This is a genomic window from Pseudomonas sp. B707 (assembly GCF_022496685.1).
Lineage (GTDB): Bacteria > Pseudomonadota > Gammaproteobacteria > Pseudomonadales > Pseudomonadaceae > Aquipseudomonas > Aquipseudomonas paraglycinae.
The window spans coordinates 95,601-111,595 of sequence record NZ_WTVE01000036.1 but is presented as its reverse complement, the minus strand read 5'-3'; the positions used below and the strand labels follow the sequence as shown (position 1 = coordinate 111,595).

Below are 15,995 nucleotides of genomic sequence, written 5' to 3'. Positions count from 1 at the left end.
GGGAGCCGATCTTCGTGCTCTTCAAATCCTGAGTTCGACCCGGTATTTCAGGTCGGTGTAACTTGCCCAAACACCTCGGTCAGCCCCGTCCATAGGGGAAATGGGAGCCGATCTTCGTGCTCTTCAAGTCCTGAGTTCGACCCGGTATTTCAGGTCGGTGTAACTTGCCCAAACACCTCGGTCAGTCCCCTCTCCCTCCGGGAGAGGGTTAGGGTGAGGGCGGGGCCAGTGAGTCAAAAGGTGTAGTCAGCCGTGACAAAGAACGAACGAGGCTCACCCAGAATCCACTGCTGGCCCTCATTGTATTGGCTTTGCGCGTACGTCCGGTCAAACAGATTGTTCACCTGCAATCCCAGCGTGGTGTTGCGCAGGGCTTTCCACGACAGCGTCGCATCGATCACGGTGTAGCTCGGCAGCTCGTTACGGTTGGCCATGTCGGCGTAGCGCGCATCGACGTAACGCACACCGGCACCGGCTTTCAGGTCATCGGTCAGCGCCTTGCTCAGCCAAAGATTGGCGGTGCGCCGTGGTACGTCCACCGGGCGATTGCCGTTGCGCGACACGGGGACGCCACCGACCACTTCTTCGAAATCGTCGTACTTGGCTTTGACGATGGCGGCGTTGGCCTGCAGCTGCCAGGCGTTCGGCAATTGCAGATCGAGGCTGGCTTCCAGGCCGTTCGACGATTGCTGGCCGACCTGCTGCTTGAGCGTCGGGTTGCCCGGATCGTCGGTCAGCAGCTTCTTCTTCACGATGCGATACGCCGCCAGGGTGAACTCGCCGCGCTGATCCCAGAACAGCTGCTTCAAGCCGATCTCGGTTTGCCGCGCGGTGGATAGATCATATTGCTGCTGACTCGGGCTCAGGGAAATCAGACCGCCGATGCCATCGGTGCTGGTGGCGACCTGGCCATAGAACGAAGTGTCCTGCGTCAGTGCGAACACCAGGCCGGCCTTCCAGTTGTTGCCGGTCAGGGTCTTGTCACTCTGGCTGCCGTCGACCAGGTTGTTGCGATCCACATGCACGTAGTCGCGGCGCACACCGGTTACCAACGACCAGCGTTCGCTCAGTTGCGTGCGGTTTTCGGCGAACACCGACATCTGTTTGGTGGTGCTGTCGAATTGATCGCGATACGGGTCGGCGCTCTCGAAATAACCGGTTTGCGGGTGATAGCGATCCAGCGGCTGACCGTTCGGCAATACGTCATTGAATGGCGAGTTGCTGTCGAGCTGGAAGCGTATGCGGTTGTAGTCGACGCCGGTCACGGTCTGGCTGTCGAGGCCGAACAGCGAATGCTTGAAGGTGAAGGTCTGGCGGTCGCCGACCTGTTCCTGTTTGTGGCCGATGCCGAAGTAACCGCTGCGGCTGAGTTGTTGGCTGCCAGCGTCGAAGTTGTAGTTCTCGGCGTTCTGCCAGCGGCGTTGGGCCTTCAGGTAGTACAGCTCGTTGCTGGCGCTGACCGTATCGTTGATCTGCCAGTCGGTGGTCAGGCGCGTCCATTGATCGTTGTAGTGCTGCTTGTCGTCGCGCACGTTGTAGTTTTTGTTGCGCAGGCCGTCTTTCAACTGGCCGTTGATCAGCGGCGTGCCGAAGTAGTTCTGCGGGCGCTGGTCGCCGTAATCGTGAGCGAGGGTGAAGGTCAGGTCGTCATTGGCCTGCCAGCGCAGGGCGGCGCAGATGAAGTCGCTGAATGAATCACCGCGATCGACCCAGCCATTGCTGCGCAGGCGGTTGAGGTTGAGGCGATAGCTCAGGGTGTCGGTCAGCGAACCGCCGCTGTCGAACGCCTGTTGCTGGCGGTCGAACGAGCCGTAGCCGACGCGCACGTGGTTTTCGATTTCGCCTTCGAACGGTTTCTTCGGGATCACGTTGACCACCGCACCGGTCGCGCCTTCGCCGTACAGCACCGAGGCCGGGCCGCGCAGGACATCGACGCGCTCCACCGACCAAGTGTCGACCGGGAACGTCACGGTGCCCATGCCGGTGTACATGCGGTTACCGTCATACAACTGCATCACCGAACTCTGCCCAGTAAAACCCCGAGCCTGCAACGAGGTGCCGCCATCGCCCGGCGTGCCGGTGCGGCTGATGCCGGTGCTGCGCGACACCGCGTCCTGCACGCTGCGATCGCCACGGGCGCGGACTTGCTCGCCGCTGAGGCTTTCGACGCTGGCCGGGGTTTCCATCGCGCTGAGGTTGAGACGCGAGCCGGCACTGGTCGGCGTGGTCAGGCTGACGGTCTGGTCGTCATTGGCCGGGGCGGTGATGGTGCCGGTGGGCAGCGTCAGCGGGGCGTTGTCGGCGTGGGCGCTGTTGTTCAAGGCGAACAGACAGAGGCTGGACAAGAGGTACTTGTTCATCGGGGCGGTGAATCACTTCTTCAAAAGAAAAGCCCGCAGGCTCATGACGGTGCATGGCTGCGGGCGGAGCAGCAAAAATTTGCGTTATACAGTAACACTAAAAAATGCCGGAGTTTAAGCCCCGGCAGTTTAAAGATCTGTCTAAATCGCGCATCTCGCCTGTTTCATGATGAAGTTGAGGCAGATTCAGCTTGTCGGCCCAGACGCGACACCAGCAGCCGATCCAGCAACCACACCACCACCAGCGAAGCCCCCACCAGCGGAAACACCACCGCCAGAACCAGCATGATCGCCACCCCGGTTTTCCACTTCGGCAGATCGTGGCGCAGCGGCGGCACGCCGAACTTGCCGTGTGGCCGGCGCTTCCACCAGATCACCACGCCGCTGACAGCGCTGAGCAGGATCATCAGGCAGATCAGCAACACGATGATCTGGTTGAAGGTGCCGAACATCTTGCCTTCGTGGAGCATCACGCCGATCTCGGTAGCCCGGGCAACAGCGCCGTACTGCTCGAAGCGCACGTCGGCCAAAACTTTGCCGGTGTACTGATCGACGTGCAGGGTCGCATCGTTACGCGGGTCGTCGGCGAATACCGCGATGGTGAACACGCCGGTGGCAGTGGTCGGCAGGGTGATGCTGTAGCCCGGCTCGACCTTGCGCTCGATGGCGATGTTTTGCACATCCTGCAGGCGGATGGTCGGTGCAGCGGGGCCGTGTTGCATGCCGCCGTGGGCCATGTGTTCGGCGTGGTCGCCGGACATCGGCATCGGGGTGTTTTCCATCGCCCACGGTATGGTCTGGCGGGCGGCGTTGTTGAGGCTGCCAGCCTCGACGTCGGAGGTCGGCACGTTGTCCCACATCGCCGCCGGGAACACGTTCCACACCTGCGCGTACTGCTTGCCCCAGAAGCCGGTCCAGGTCATGCCGCTGAGCAGCATCACCAGCAGCAAGGCCGCGCCCCAGAATCCGGTCACGGCATGCAGGTCACGCCACAGCACGCGGCCGCGACTGCTCAGGCGTGGCCACAAAATTCCCGCTGCCTGACCTCGCGGCCACCACAGGAAAACCCCGGACACCACCAGCACCACGCCCCAGCCGGCGGCCATTTCGATCAGTCGGTCACCGACGGTGCCGATCATCAGTTCGCCGTGAATCGCCCGGGCGATGGCTTGCAGGTTCTGCTTGGCATCCTGCTCGCCGAGGATGTCGCCGTGGTACGGATCGACGAATACGTTCAGTTCATGGCCGGCATTGGCCACGACAAACTGCGCGCTGCGCTCGGCATTCGCCGGTGGCAGGTACTGGGTGACCTGGCCCTGTGGATAAGCGCTTTTGACCTTTTGCAGCAAGTCATCGGCCGGCACGGTGTGATGCCCGGCGGGGACGTTCAGCAGGCTGCTGTACATCAGCGAATCGAGCTGCGGCTTGAACAGGTAAATGATGCCGGTCAGGGCCAGCATCACCATGAATGGCGCGACGAACAATCCGGCATAGAAATGCCAACGCCAGGCCAGGTTGTAGAAATTCGGTTTGGGCTGTTTCATCACGTGTGCTCCGCTTGGCTTGGATCTTCTCGTTGTCTGTTGCCGCCCGCTCCCTCAAGGGAGCGAGCGCCCTTGAGGGTTAGAAACTCATGTCCACCTTGGTCCAGAGCGTGCGCCCCGGTTCATTGATCGCTTGCGGGTCGTTGGCCGGGTAGCCGAACCCGGCGTTGCCCGCCAGGTTCAGGTGTTCGGCGTAAGCCTTGCCGAACAGGTTGTCGACGCCGGTACTGACCTTCCAGTGTTTGTTGATCCGGTAGGCGCCGTTGAGCGAGAACACGCCGAAGCCCGAACTCTTGTCGTAATCCTTGCCGACCACGTTGCCCTTGTTCTGGTCGATACGGTTTTGCGCGGCAACCACCCTCCACAGTGCGCCGGCGCTCCAGTTGTCTTCGGTATAGGTCAGACCGAAGCGCGCATCCAGCGGCGGCATCTGCGGCAGAGCCTTGCCGTCGCTGCTGTTCTTGCCCCAGGCGTAGGCCAGGGTCGCATCGGCTTTCCAGTTGTCGGTGAGTTTGTAGGCGGCACCGAGTTCGCCGCCCATGATCCGCGCGTCGATGTTCTCGGCGCGGGACGTGCTCATGCCCATCATCCCGGGGGTGTAATCGAAGAGGATGTAATCGCGCACCTGGCCGATGTAGCCGGAGGCCCAGGCTTCGAGGTCGGCGTCCTTGTAGTTCACGCCGAAGTCGAGCTGAGTGGTCTTTTCCGGTTTGATCGAATCGAACGCATTGACCGAACCCGCCGGGCCGGACTTGGGCGAAAACAGCTCCCAGTAATCCGGAAACCGTTGGGCGTGACCGAGGCCGGCGTAGAGCGTGGTCGGGCTGTCGGCCAGCTCATGCTCGTAACGGACGAAGCCGCTCGGCAGGGTGTCGGCGCGGGTATCGCCGGCAGTCGGGTTCGGGCGCGACATCATTCCCGAACCGGTGGTCTGCCGGAAATCCCTGGCCGAGGCACGGTCGACCCGGGCGCCGGTGATCAGCCGGTCGCGGTCGGCGGCGTACCAGGTCATTTCGCTGAACACCCCGTAGTTATGGAAGTCGGCGTCCTTGGTGAACGGCTGATCCTTGTAGGTATCGATGCCCATGCCGCTGCGCTGCCGGTGTTCGTTGGTCTGCGCGTCGAGGCCGGTGATCAGCTGGATATCGGCCCAGCGCCAGGTGGCCTTGATCCGTGCGCCGAGGGTGCGGCGGTCGACGTTGGACGCCATGGGACCGGCCATCATCCCCGTGCCGGACGGCGTGCGCAGGGTGTAGTTGTCCATCACGTGGTCGGCGTAGTTGTAGTAGACCTGGGCTTCGAGCTTCTCCAGCACATCGGTGATGTTGGATTTCTCGACGCGCAGACCGAGGCTTTCACGCAGGAATTGCGAGCCGTCCATGCCGCGTCCGGCGTAGCGTGCTTCGCCGTCGCCCTTGCCGGCGGTGAGTTCGATCAGGGTGTCGGCATCCGGGGTCCAGCCCAGCGCCACATCGCCGTTCCACTTGTCATAACGCGAGGCAACGATGTCGTTGTTGCCGTCGCGGTAGTCGTCGGAGTGCGCGGTGTTGCCGATCACCCGCACATAGCCGAGCGAGCCGCCGGCCGCTGCATCGACGACTTTGTCGAAGCGTCCGTGGGAGCCGGCCAGCAGGCTGGCGTTCACCCGGGTGCCGAGTTCGCCGAAACTTTCCGGTTCGCGGTCGAACAGGATCGTGCCGGCCGAGGCGCCCGGCCCGTAGAGCACGGTTTGCGGGCCTTTGATCACGGTGAGTTTGTCGTAGGTCTCGGGCGAGATGTACGAGGTCGGCGCGTCCATCCGGCCGGGGCAGGCGCCGAGCATCATGCTGCCGTTGGTGAGGATGTTCAGGCGCGAACCGAACATGCCGCGCAGCACCGGGTCCCCGTTGGTGCCGCCGTTGCGCACCAGGGCGAAGCCGGGAATGGTCTTCAGGTAGTCGCCGCCGTCGCTGGCCGGCACTGGTTGGCGCGGGTCTTTCGGGTTGGTGACGATGGTCAGCGGCGAGCTCGGGGCGATGGCGGTGATCACCGTCGGGCTCAGCTCATCAGCGTGGCCGGCATGTTCGTCGGCGTGGACCAGCGGGGACAGCAGGACGCCGCAAAGGACGGCGGTAGCGTGCCTGAAACGAACGCGGGATTCGTTCAGGGCAAAGGACGCCGGGGCAGAAGCCGGGCGCGGGACAGCAGAAAACCTGGACATGACAATTTCCATCAAACAGTCGTAAACGACACGGCCGGCAGCCTGAGGCTGTCTTCTCAACCGTGTGCAATTAGAGGTGGGTGTTTACGCTGCGACGGGCGGGGCGCGGGTGCGGGCGCCGGGGAAGAAGGTCTGCCGGGCATGGCCCAGACGCGGGGAGGGCGGGGTGAAGGTGTTGACGAGTGGAATGCTGAAAGTGGCGAAGCTGCCGCCACCGGTCAGCGCTGGGCAGTTGAACAGCAGGCTGCAATAGCCGCACTTTTCCCACAGCACATGGTGCGAGGATTGCGGTGGGCAGTGTTCGGTGGAGGGCTGTGCACTGTGCCCGGAATGATCCATGCCCGGCATGTCCATCGACATGTCCATGCTCATCGGCATGGAGGTCGAGGCGTGCTGATCCATCGGCATCGACTGGGAAATCAGCGGGCCGATGAAGATCATCAACATGGCGAACAGGGCGATCCTGCTGCCGCGGGTCAGGTGTTCAGTCTGACGGCGTTGCAGGGAGGGCCTGGCGCTCAGGGGGCGCATGGGCGGAGTCTGCCGGAACGGTTACTGGGCGTGCGCGTGGGCTTGCGTGGCTTCCGGCGGCTTCTTCTGCACGGCCACTTCGACGGTCACGTCACCGGCCTTTTCGAAATGCAGGGTCAGGGGAAAGCGCTTGCCGTCGGTCAGCAGACTGCGGTCGGTCGGATTCATCAGCATCACGTGATAGGCCATCGGCGCGAAGGTCACGTTTCCACCGGCCGGGATGGCCACGTTCGACACCTGTTGCATCTTCATCAGATCACCCTGCATCACGTGCTCGTGCAGTTCCGCTGTCGGGGCGATCGGCGAGTCGACGCTGAGCAGGCGGTCAGCCGTCTTGCCACCGTTGTGAATGATGAAATACGCGGCAACCGTCGGCGCGTTCGGCGGCAGTTCCTGCGACCACGGGTGGGCGATTTCCAGCTCGCCGGCCTTGTATTCGTGGGCATGGGCGAAGCACGCAGGCAGCAACAGCGCAGCGATGACGATGAGTTTGTTCAACATGGCAGTTCTCCAGAACGATTTGAAACGCAGGTCAAATGCGGGAACAAATCAAACCAGAGGGGAAGCGCGGGGATTGAGGCTCGGCCATTGCTGGCGCGGTGTCGGAGTTTGCAGCACGGCGGGCGCCACGCTGCGATTGCTTTCGTATCGAGCGAAATACAGCTGCGGCGATTGCCCCGGCAACGCCACCACCGGCGCCGATCCGGAACAGCACCAGCAATGCTGCATGGTCGAATGACTGTCACCACTCTGCGGCGCTTTCTGATCGAGGCTGCCGATGTCGATCGCCACCATCTTCGTCCCGCTGCCGGTGCAGAAACTGCTCCACAGCAACTGCTCGGCCGGCGTCTGCGCCGCCTGCGCCATCGCTCCCGTCAACGGCATGGCGAGCATGTTGAACAGCACTGCAAAGCAGGCGATCCAGGCAAATGCGAGCCGGTGTCGGTTCATGGGACAGATCCGTAGGGTGGGCGATCAGGCGCGGCTATTTAGCCTGATCAGGGCCGATAAGTAAAAAAGCGTCGTGCGGTTTGGTGTCGCAGAGGATTCAGCCTGCTACGGCATGCAGCCGCAAACCCAGCGCCTTCATGACTTTCATGATAGTCGCGAATTCCGGATTTCCAGTGCTGCTCAGCGCTTTATAAAGGCTTTCACGACCCAGACCTGCATCCCGCGCAACCTGAGTCATGCCTTGGGCGCGGGCAATGTCATTAAGCGCTGCACGGATGAGAACGCCATCGCCAGCATCTTCGTCAAAACAGGCGTCCAGGTAAGCCGCCATTTCCTCCGGCGTTTTAAGAAACTCTGCAGCGTCGAAGCGGGTGAATTTTTCGGTCATGACTTACTCCTCATTACCGATGCTTTGCGCCATCCGGATGGCGCGTTTGATATCTCGTTTTTGTGTCGACTTGTCGCCCCCCAGCAGTAGCAGATAAATCACGTTACCTTTACGTGTGAAGTACATCCTGTAACCGGGACCGTAATGAACGCGCATTTCATAAACGGCACTGCCAACGAACTCGCAATCACCCATATTTCCATGCTCTGCACCTCGAATTCTGGCGATGATGCGAGCTTTGCCGTTGGTGTCTTTCATCGAGTCGAGCCAATCGGCAAATGCAGGGGATCGTTCAAATTCGATCATGTCGAAATCGTATTCCTTGGGATACAGACTGACAAGCCGCATTTTTCTTGAAGGCAGCAGTGCGCTTCAAGAATTTGCTCGCTGCAAATCTGTGTGGATTAAAGGAATCGAAATCTTGGCGTGAGGTGGCAGGGGCGAACAGTCGGCTGGTTCCTGAAATTTTGCCGGTCAAATCAAGGATTAGCTCGAAATCAGGAATTATCTGACGTAGAGAGGGCTTCCAGGACTTCAGACGTACTCTTGAACTCCCGATCAACCCCCGCCAACACCGGCCGCTTCAACACCAGCACCGGCACCCCAAGCTCCCGCGCCACTTCCAGTTTCGGCTCGGTTGCGGTGCTGCCGCTGTTCTTGCTGATCAGCACGTCGATCTGCCGGCGTTCGAACAGTGCCCGCTCATCTTCCAGCAGAAACGGCCCACGGGCGCCGATGACTTCGCAGCGTTCGTTGCCGGGGTAGACGTCGAGGGCGCGCAGGGTCCAGAACTGGTGCGCGGGGATTTCGTCGAGGTGTTGCAGCGGTTCGCGGCCAAGGGTGAACAGTGGGCGGCGGAAGGGTTCGAGGGCGGTGATCAGTTCGGCCCAGTCGGCGACTTCGCGCCAGTCATCGCCGGGTTGCGGTTGCCACGCGGGGCGGCGCAGGGCCCAGCAGGGGGTGCCGGTGAGTTGCGCAGCGGTGGCGGCGTTCTGGCTGATCTGTGCGGCGTAGGGGTGGGTCGCGTCGAGCAAAAGTGTGATGCCTTCGTCGCGAATGAACTGCGCCAGACCTTCGGCGCCACCGTAGCCGCCGACGCGCACCTGACACGTCAGATCGGTCGGCACCCGGCCGACCCCGGCCAGGCTGTAAATGTGTTCCGGCCCCAACGTGCGCGCGATGGCCAGCGCTTCAGTCACGCCGCCGAGCAACAAGATTCGCTTCATACAAAGGCTCCCGCATGGCCAACGATGCCGCCCTGACGATCAATCGCAAACACCTCGACCTGAACCTGCGCCGGCACCACGCTACGGGCGAACTCCAAAGCATGGCGGCAGACTTCATCGCCCAGCGCAACGCCCGCCGCACTGGCCATCGCCAATGCCTGCTGACTGGTGTTCGCCCCGCGAATGGCTTGCTGCAAATCGTCGTCGGCACCAATCGCCGCCGCCCATTCGGCCAGTTGCGGCAAGTCGATGCTCGAATGGCGCGAGTGCAGATCCATGTGCCCGGCCGCCAGTTTGCTGATCTTGCCGAAGCCGCCGCACAGGCTGAGTTTATCCACAGGCACTTTGCGCAGGTGCTTGAGCACGGCGCCGACGAAGTCGCCCATTTCGATCAGGGCGATTTCCGGCAGGTTGTAGACCCGGCGCATGGTGTCCTCGCTGGCGTTGCCGGTACAGGCGGCGATGTGCAGGTAGCCGTTGGTTTTCGCGACGTCGATGCCTTGATGGATCGAGGCAATGTATGCCGCGCAGGAAAACGGCCTGACGATGCCGCTGGTGCCGAGGATCGACAGGCCGCCGAGAATGCCCAGACGCGGGTTCATGGTTTTCAGCGCCAGGGCTTCGCCACCCTCGACATTGACCGTCACCTCGAAGCCGCCGCGATAGCCGGTTTCTTCGGCGAGCAGCGTCAGGTGATCGCTGATCATCTTGCGCGGCACTGGATTGATCGCCGGCTCGCCGACGCCCAGCACCAGCCCCGGCCGAGTGACGGTGCCGACGCCTTTGCCGGCAATGAAGCGGATTCCCGGCTCGGCCATCAGCCGCACTCGCGAATAAAGCAGGGCACCGTGAGTCACGTCCGGGTCGTCGCCCGCATCTTTGATCGTCCCGGCTTCAGCGCCGTCTTCGGTCAGCCGGCAGAACTCCAGACGCATCTGCACCTGCTTGCCCTTGGGCAACACGATCTGCACGGCGTCCGCCACCGCTCCGCCGAGCAGCAGGCGCGCCGCGGCGAGGCTGGTGGCCGTGGCGCAGCTGCCGGTGGTCAGGCCGCTGCGCAAGGGCGCGGGTTGTTCGGCGGTTTCGTCACGCATCGAGGGGTTTGACCAGATCGAGCAGGGTGATCGGCAGGGCCTGGCGCCAGGTGTCGAACTCGCCCAGCGGCTGCGCCTGGGCAATGTGGATGCGGGTCAGTTCGCCGCCGTGGCGTTCGCGCCAGCTCATCAAGGTCATTTCGCTTTGCAGGGTCACGGCGTTGGCGACCAGTCGGCCGCCGGGTTTGAGTTGTTCCCAGCAGGTGTCGAGCACGCCTTCGCGGGTCACGCCGCCGCCGATGAAAATCGCGTCCGGGCGCTCCAGCCCGGCGAGAGCTTGCGGGGCACTGCCGCGAACCAATTGCAGACCGGGAACGCCCAGCGCATCGCGGTTGTGTTCAATCAACTGTTGTCGGCCATCATCGGCCTCGATGGCCAGAGCGCGGCAGCTCGGGTGAGCGCGCATCCACTCGATGCCGATCGAACCGCTGCCGGCGCCGACGTCCCACAGCAGTTCGCCCGGTGTCGGGGCGAGGCGGGCGAGGGTGATTGCGCGCACGTCGCGTTTGGTCAGTTGGCCGTCATGCTGGAAAGCCGAGTCCGGGAGGCCGGCGAGGCGCGACAGACGTGGTGTATCTGGATCGCCCAGGCACTCGATGGCGATCACGTTGAGGTCGGCAATGAGCGGATCATTCCAGTCGTTGGCGGTGCCGTCGATGCGGCGCTCGTCGCTGCCGCCCAGATGTTCCAGGATGCTCAGGCGACTGGCGCCGAATCCGCGCTCACGCAGTAACGCGGCAACAGCCGCCGGACTTTGTCCGTCATTGCTCAGCAACAACAGGCGCACGCCGCTGAATAGTTGTGCGTTGAGGGCCGCAAGCGGGCGAGCCACCAGCGACAGCACACTGACATCCTGCAACGGCCAGCCCAGTCGGGCCGCCGCCAGCGAGCAGGACGACGGCGCCGGCAGAACCAGCATCTCGGCCCCCGGCACCTGCCGCGCCAGGCTTGCGCCAACGCCGTAGAACATCGGATCACCGCTGGCCAGCACGCACACCGCTTCACCGCGATGCTCGAGCACCGGGGCCAGGGAAAACGGGCTCGGCCACAACTGGCGCTCGCCACGGATGCACACCGGCAACAGATCCAGCTGACGCTGACCGCCGATGATCCGCGAAGCGCCCATCAAGGCGCGCCGGGCATTCTTGCCCAGGCCCTTGAAGCCGTCTTCACCGATTCCTACTACTGTCAGCCAGGGTGACATCTGTAGCCCCTCAAAAAAGTGTCCGCAAACGCGCCGTTCCGACGGGCAGACTTTTCATGCCGTCGGACAAAGCAGGCATAATACCGCGCCTTCGCCCGCGAAGCGCCTTTCCCACAGAGCTGCCAGCCCTTGAACGAACGTCCGATGTCCAACGCCATACGCCCCTCGGCCTGTCCGGGGTTGCTGCGTATCGTCCAGGCGCTGGACGGCGGGATCTGCCGGATCAAGCTCGATGGCGGTTCGATCACGGCCGATCAGGCCGATGCGGTGGCCAATGCCGCCGAGCGGTTTGCCGGCGGGGCGATCGAGGCGACCAACCGGGGCAATCTGCAGATTCGCGGGATCGGCGAGCAGTCCGCCGCGCTGATCGAAAGCCTGCTGGCCGCCGGTCTCGGGCCGCGAACCGCCGCCGGCGACGACGTGCGCAACCTGATGCTCAGCCCCGTCGCCGGCATTGACCGACAGATGCGCTTCGATACCCGTCCATTGGCCGGGCAGATCCTCGAGACCCTGCAAAGCCATCCGCGCTTCCACGAGCTGAGCGCCAAGTTCGCCGTGCAACTGGACGGCGGTGAAGCGCTGGCGATGCTCGAACATCCCCATGACCTGTGGTTGTCGGCATTCGAAGATCGCGGCGACACGCTGCTGGCGTTCGGCCTGGCGGGTTGTCCGACGGATCGACCGCTGGCTGCCGTGGCGCTTGCGCACGGACATGCGCTGGTGGTCGCGGTGCTGGAACTGTTCCTCAATCTGGCCCGACCGGAGCAGACGCGAATGCGCCATCTGCTGGATGAATGCCCGGCGCCGGTGTTCCTGGAAAAACTCGGTCAGCGGATCAGCCTGAAAGCCGCTGCTGATTGGCAGCGCGAAGCCGGACCGGAGGGTTTGCACCTCGGCATCCACCCTCAGCAATCGGCCGGTCAGGTCTATGTCGGTGCTGCCCCGGCGCTTGGCCGCCTTGATCCGGACATGCTGCGTGGCGCCGCACACCTGGCCAGAACCTTTGGTGACGGCAGCCTGCGTTTCACCCCTTGGCAGAGTCTGTTGCTGCCCAATGTGCAGGAAACCGATGCGGTTCAAGTGCTCGACAAATTGAGCAAGCTGAACCTGCTGACCCGCATCGAAGACCCCCTGTCACACCTGATCGCCTGCACCGGCGCCAACGGCTGCGGCAAAGGCCTGGCCGACACCAAACACGATGCCCGCCTGCTGGCTGCGCTGTTGCCACACGCCGTTGATGTGCACCTGTCCGGTTGCCCGCGTTCCTGCGCCGCCGCACATCGGGCAGCGGTGACTCTGCTGGCGGTCGGCCCCGGCCACTACGATCTCTATTTTCGCGATGCAGCCCTGCCGGGTTTCGGCGCGCTGCACGCTCACAACCTTACTATCGAAGCGGCCGCGACCCTGCTCGCCGCCCGCTCACGGAGCCCCCTTGATGCTTGATTACATCCGCGACGGTCAGGAGATCTATCGCAACTCCTTCGCGATCATTCGCAGCGAGGCCAACCTGGCTCGCATCCCGGCCGACCTGGAAAAACTCGCGGTGCGGGTGATCCACGCCTGCGGCATGGTCGAGGCCATCGACGGGTTGCAATTCTCCGAAGGCGCCGGCAAGGCCGGGCGCGATGCGCTGGCCGCTGGCGCGCCGATCCTGTGCGATGCGCGGATGGTTTCCGAGGGCGTGACCCGTGCGCGCCTTCCGGCCAACAACCAAGTGATCTGCACCCTGCGCGATGACAGCGTGCCGGAGCTGGCGCGCGAGCTGGGCAACACTCGCTCGGCAGCGGCACTGGAACTGTGGCGTCCGCATCTGGAAGGCAGCGTGGTGGTGATCGGCAACGCGCCGACCGCGCTGTTTTATCTGCTGGAAATGCTCGACGCCGGCGCCCCGAAACCGGCGCTGATCCTCGGCTTCCCGGTGGGCTTCGTCGGCGCCGCCGAATCCAAGGCCGAACTGGCCGCCAACAGCCGTGGCGTGCCGTTCGTGATCATGCAGGGCCGCCTCGGCGGCAGCGCCATGGCCGCCGCTGCGGTCAATGCCCTCGCCACGGAGATCGAATGATGCAGGCTCAAGGACGTTTGATTGGCCTGGGCGTCGGCCCCGGTGATCCGGAACTGATTACCGTCAAGGCCTTGCGCCTGCTGCGCGAATCGCCGGTGGTGGCGTACTTCGTGGCCAAGGGCAAGAAGGGCAACGCGTTCGGCATCATCGAAGCGCATCTGCAGGACGCGCAGAATCTGCTGCCGCTGGTGTACCCGGTAACCACCGAAGTGCTGCCGGCGCCGCTGTCCTACGAGCAAGTGATCAGCGATTTCTACGATGACGCGGCAGAAGAAGTGGCCGCGCATCTGGAGGCCGGCCGCGACGTGGCGGTGATCTGCGAAGGTGATCCGTTCTTCTACGGCTCCTACATGTACCTGCACGATCGCCTCGCCAGCCGTTACGAAGCCGAAGTGGTGCCGGGCGTCTGCTCGATGCTCGGCGGCGCTTCGGTGCTGGGTGCGCCGCTGGTGTATCGCAATCAGAGCCTGTCGGTGCTGTCCGGCGTGCTGCCTCACGATGAACTCAAGCGTCGCCTGGCGGATGCCGATGCGGCGGTGATCATGAAACTGGGGCGCAACTTCCCGAAGGTGCGCGACGTGTTGGCAGAGCTGGGTCTGGCCGAGCGTGCGCTGTACGTCGAGCGCGCGACCATGGCCAACCAGAAGATCGTACCGCTGGATGAGGTCGAGCCGATGTCGTCGCCGTACTTCTCGCTGATCATTGTGCCCGGCGAACGGTGGCAAGGCTGATGACCCATTCCACACCGGCCATCGTCATTCTCGGTCAGGGCGCACTGGGCACGGCCCGTCGTCTTCAGCAGGTCTATCCGGCCGCGCAGATTCATGGACTAAAAGGGCGCGTCGAAGGCGCGGAGCTGACTTACAGCGACTTCGGCGCAACCCTGCGCGAGCTGTATCAACAGGACACGCCGATCATTGCCCTGTGCGCGGCCGGCATTGTCATTCGCACCCTGGCGCCGCTGTTGCTGGAAAAAGGCGTCGAGCCAGCGGTGCTCGCCGTGGCTGAAGACGGCAGCGCCGTGGTGCCGCTGCTCGGTGGCCTCGGCGGGGTGAATGTCATGGCCCGCGAGATCGCGGCTGCGCTTGAAGTGGCAGCGGCGATCACCACCAGCGGCGAATTGCGTTTCGGCACCTGCCTGCTCAACCCGCCCGGCGGTTATGCCCTTGGCGATCTGGAGCAAGGCAAGCGTTTTGTCTCCGACTTGCTCGCCGGCCACAGCGTACGCATCGACGGTGCTGCGCCGTGGCTTGAGCAGGCGCAACTGCCGGAAGATCCACAGGCGCAGCGCTCGATTCATGTGGGCAGCGATGCCCGCGCGGCGAACGCCAGTGAGTTGCTGATTTATCCGCGTAGCGTGGCGGTGGCGGTCGATATAGATGTGGCCGATCTACCGGATGTAATTCGCGATGCGTTACTTCAGGCCGGTGTGGCAATTCAATCGCTGGCCTGTCTGGTGGCGGCTGACGTTCAGATGGCCAGCCCGGCATTGCGTGAAGCCGCGCTTGAACTGGCTGTGCCGTTGCGTTTTGCCGCGCCGGCGAGTGACATCGGTGAACTGGCCCGCGATGCAGTCCCCGGCGCCCGAATCATCACAACATCCCGCGACCTTGCCATCGCCGTGGCCGAACAGCCGCTGGATGTTTCGCAGATCGGTCGTCCGCGTGGTCGCCTTGCTGTCATTGGCCTTGGCCCGGGTGCGGCAGAGTTGATGGTGCCGGCGGTGAAAGCCGAACTGGCCCGCGCCACTGACGTGCTGGGTTACGAAACCTATGTGCGCATGGCCGGCCCGTTCCGCGACGATCAGGTGCAGCATTGCACCGACAACCGCGAAGAAATGCAGCGTGCCCGTCACGCCTTCCGGTTGGCCGCTGAGGGTCGTTCGGTGATCGTGGTTTCGTCCGGCGATCCGGGCGTGTTCGCCATGGCGGCGGCGGTGCTTGAAGCATTGCACGAGTCGACGGATCCGGCGTGGCACAGCGTCGATCTGGAAATCCTGCCGGGTGTTTCGGCGTCGCTCGCCACCGCCGCTCAGGCCGGTGCGCCGCTGGGCCATGACTTCTGCGTGATGTCGCTGTCGGACAACCTCAAACCGTGGTCGATCATCGAGAAGCGTCTGGATCTGGCCGCCGAGGCGGATCTGGCATTGGCCTTCTACAACGCGATCTCCCGTGCCCGTCCGTGGCAACTGGGGCGAGCACTGGAAATCGTCGCGCAACACCGCACACCGCAAACACCGGTGGTGCTGGGCCGCGATATCGGTCGGCCGGGGCAGACGCTGCGCGTCACGACACTGGGCGCGCTGACTCCGGAGCAAGTGGACATGCGCACCATGGTGCTGATCGGTTCTTCCACTACCTGCACTTTCCCTCGAGCCGAGGGCGGGGAGTGGGTTTATACGCCGCGCTGGTACGGGGAAAAACCGGCCGGCTGAT

At 63.5% G+C, this 15,995-nt stretch carries 15 protein-coding genes; 4 read left to right on the top strand and 11 right to left on the bottom strand.

The window, feature by feature from the left end:
* Positions 1-233: 233 nt before the first annotated feature.
* From GQX66_RS27750 to cbiE, 11 genes are all read right to left on the bottom strand, one after another.
* Positions 234-2,360, bottom strand: coding sequence for a TonB-dependent receptor (locus tag GQX66_RS27750; RefSeq protein ID WP_240872087.1), 2,127 nt, complete (start codon positions 2,358-2,360; stop codon positions 234-236).
* A gap of 164 nt (positions 2,361-2,524) precedes the next feature.
* Complete coding sequence (locus GQX66_RS27745) at positions 2,525-3,904, bottom strand: PepSY domain-containing protein (RefSeq protein ID WP_240872086.1); 1,380 nt, start codon at positions 3,902-3,904, stop codon at positions 2,525-2,527.
* 79 nt (positions 3,905-3,983) lie between these two features.
* Positions 3,984-6,104 (bottom strand): TonB-dependent copper receptor, encoded by a 2,121-nt coding sequence (locus GQX66_RS27740; RefSeq protein WP_240872085.1) that lies wholly within the window; start codon positions 6,102-6,104, stop codon positions 3,984-3,986.
* Positions 6,105-6,188: 84 nt separating this feature from the next.
* On the bottom strand, positions 6,189-6,635 hold the full coding sequence (locus tag GQX66_RS27735; protein WP_240872084.1) for a DUF2946 domain-containing protein: 447 nt from the start codon (positions 6,633-6,635) through the stop codon (positions 6,189-6,191).
* A gap of 21 nt (positions 6,636-6,656) precedes the next feature.
* Positions 6,657-7,136 carry a copper chaperone PCu(A)C gene (locus tag GQX66_RS27730; RefSeq protein ID WP_085655581.1) on the bottom strand — a complete coding sequence of 160 codons (480 nt, stop codon included), beginning with the start codon at positions 7,134-7,136 and terminating at the stop codon, positions 6,657-6,659.
* A 48-nt stretch (positions 7,137-7,184) separates the two neighbouring features.
* Positions 7,185-7,586: a DUF2946 domain-containing protein gene (locus GQX66_RS27725; RefSeq protein ID WP_240872083.1), complete on the bottom strand. Its 402-nt coding sequence runs from the start codon at positions 7,584-7,586 to the stop codon at positions 7,185-7,187.
* A 97-nt stretch (positions 7,587-7,683) separates the two neighbouring features.
* Positions 7,684-7,974 carry an addiction module antidote protein gene (locus tag GQX66_RS27720; RefSeq protein WP_085609233.1) on the bottom strand — a complete coding sequence of 97 codons (291 nt, stop codon included), beginning with the start codon at positions 7,972-7,974 and terminating at the stop codon, positions 7,684-7,686.
* 3 nt (positions 7,975-7,977) lie between these two features.
* Positions 7,978-8,280 (bottom strand): type II toxin-antitoxin system RelE/ParE family toxin, encoded by a 303-nt coding sequence (locus GQX66_RS27715; protein ID WP_085611238.1) that lies wholly within the window; start codon positions 8,278-8,280, stop codon positions 7,978-7,980.
* A gap of 191 nt (positions 8,281-8,471) precedes the next feature.
* Complete coding sequence (locus tag GQX66_RS27710) at positions 8,472-9,200, bottom strand: cobalt-precorrin-6A reductase (protein WP_240872082.1); 729 nt, start codon at positions 9,198-9,200, stop codon at positions 8,472-8,474.
* Positions 9,197-10,294: a cobalt-precorrin-5B (C(1))-methyltransferase gene (locus tag GQX66_RS27705; RefSeq protein WP_102688354.1), complete on the bottom strand. Its 1,098-nt coding sequence runs from the start codon at positions 10,292-10,294 to the stop codon at positions 9,197-9,199. The genes GQX66_RS27710 and GQX66_RS27705 overlap by 4 nt, the downstream gene beginning before the upstream one ends.
* Positions 10,287-11,498 carry a precorrin-6y C5,15-methyltransferase (decarboxylating) subunit CbiE gene (gene cbiE, locus GQX66_RS27700; RefSeq protein ID WP_240872081.1) on the bottom strand — a complete coding sequence of 404 codons (1,212 nt, stop codon included), beginning with the start codon at positions 11,496-11,498 and terminating at the stop codon, positions 10,287-10,289. The genes GQX66_RS27705 and cbiE overlap by 8 nt, the downstream gene beginning before the upstream one ends.
* Before the next feature lie 144 nt (positions 11,499-11,642).
* Here cbiE and cobG point away from each other — a divergent pair, with 144 nt between their 5' ends.
* From cobG to cobJ, 4 genes are read left to right on the top strand one after another with little or no spacing between them, the layout of a single operon-like run.
* Positions 11,643-12,941, top strand: coding sequence for a precorrin-3B synthase (cobG, locus tag GQX66_RS27695; RefSeq protein WP_276613652.1), 1,299 nt, complete (start codon positions 11,643-11,645; stop codon positions 12,939-12,941).
* Positions 12,934-13,560 (top strand): precorrin-8X methylmutase, encoded by a 627-nt coding sequence (locus GQX66_RS27690; RefSeq protein ID WP_011332253.1) that lies wholly within the window; start codon positions 12,934-12,936, stop codon positions 13,558-13,560. Before cobG ends, GQX66_RS27690 begins: the two co-directional genes overlap by 8 nt.
* Positions 13,560-14,291, top strand: a complete 732-nt coding sequence (locus tag GQX66_RS27685; RefSeq protein WP_129973606.1) for a precorrin-2 C(20)-methyltransferase — start codon at positions 13,560-13,562, stop codon at positions 14,289-14,291. The genes GQX66_RS27690 and GQX66_RS27685 overlap by 1 nt, the downstream gene beginning before the upstream one ends.
* Positions 14,291-15,994 (top strand): precorrin-3B C(17)-methyltransferase, encoded by a 1,704-nt coding sequence (cobJ, locus tag GQX66_RS27680; RefSeq protein WP_240872080.1) that lies wholly within the window; start codon positions 14,291-14,293, stop codon positions 15,992-15,994. Before GQX66_RS27685 ends, cobJ begins: the two co-directional genes overlap by 1 nt.
* Position 15,995 lies beyond the last annotated feature (1 nt).

What these genes read in the sequence shown, in the direction of transcription:
- GQX66_RS27690 (WP_011332253.1), top strand. Translation starts at nt 12,934, where the DNA reads ATGCTTGATTACATCCGCGACGGTCAGGAGATCTATCGCAACTCCTTC.
- GQX66_RS27740 (WP_240872085.1), bottom strand. Translation starts at nt 6,104, where the DNA reads ATGTCCAGGTTTTCTGCTGTCCCGCGCCCGGCTTCTGCCCCGGCGTCC.
- GQX66_RS27705 (WP_102688354.1), bottom strand. Translation starts at nt 10,294, where the DNA reads ATGCGTGACGAAACCGCCGAACAACCCGCGCCCTTGCGCAGCGGCCTG.
- GQX66_RS27735 (WP_240872084.1), bottom strand. Translation starts at nt 6,635, where the DNA reads ATGCGCCCCCTGAGCGCCAGGCCCTCCCTGCAACGCCGTCAGACTGAA.
- GQX66_RS27710 (WP_240872082.1), bottom strand. Translation starts at nt 9,200, where the DNA reads ATGAAGCGAATCTTGTTGCTCGGCGGCGTGACTGAAGCGCTGGCCATC.
- GQX66_RS27715 (WP_085611238.1), bottom strand. Translation starts at nt 8,280, where the DNA reads ATGATCGAATTTGAACGATCCCCTGCATTTGCCGATTGGCTCGACTCG.
- cbiE (WP_240872081.1), bottom strand. Translation starts at nt 11,498, where the DNA reads ATGTCACCCTGGCTGACAGTAGTAGGAATCGGTGAAGACGGCTTCAAG.
- cobG (WP_276613652.1), top strand. Translation starts at nt 11,643, where the DNA reads ATGTCCAACGCCATACGCCCCTCGGCCTGTCCGGGGTTGCTGCGTATC.
- GQX66_RS27685 (WP_129973606.1), top strand. Translation starts at nt 13,560, where the DNA reads ATGCAGGCTCAAGGACGTTTGATTGGCCTGGGCGTCGGCCCCGGTGAT.
- cobJ (WP_240872080.1), top strand. Translation starts at nt 14,291, where the DNA reads ATGACCCATTCCACACCGGCCATCGTCATTCTCGGTCAGGGCGCACTG.
- GQX66_RS27725 (WP_240872083.1), bottom strand. Translation starts at nt 7,586, where the DNA reads ATGAACCGACACCGGCTCGCATTTGCCTGGATCGCCTGCTTTGCAGTG.
- GQX66_RS27730 (WP_085655581.1), bottom strand. Translation starts at nt 7,136, where the DNA reads ATGTTGAACAAACTCATCGTCATCGCTGCGCTGTTGCTGCCTGCGTGC.
- GQX66_RS27720 (WP_085609233.1), bottom strand. Translation starts at nt 7,974, where the DNA reads ATGACCGAAAAATTCACCCGCTTCGACGCTGCAGAGTTTCTTAAAACG.
- GQX66_RS27745 (WP_240872086.1), bottom strand. Translation starts at nt 3,904, where the DNA reads ATGAAACAGCCCAAACCGAATTTCTACAACCTGGCCTGGCGTTGGCAT.
- GQX66_RS27750 (WP_240872087.1), bottom strand. Translation starts at nt 2,360, where the DNA reads ATGAACAAGTACCTCTTGTCCAGCCTCTGTCTGTTCGCCTTGAACAAC.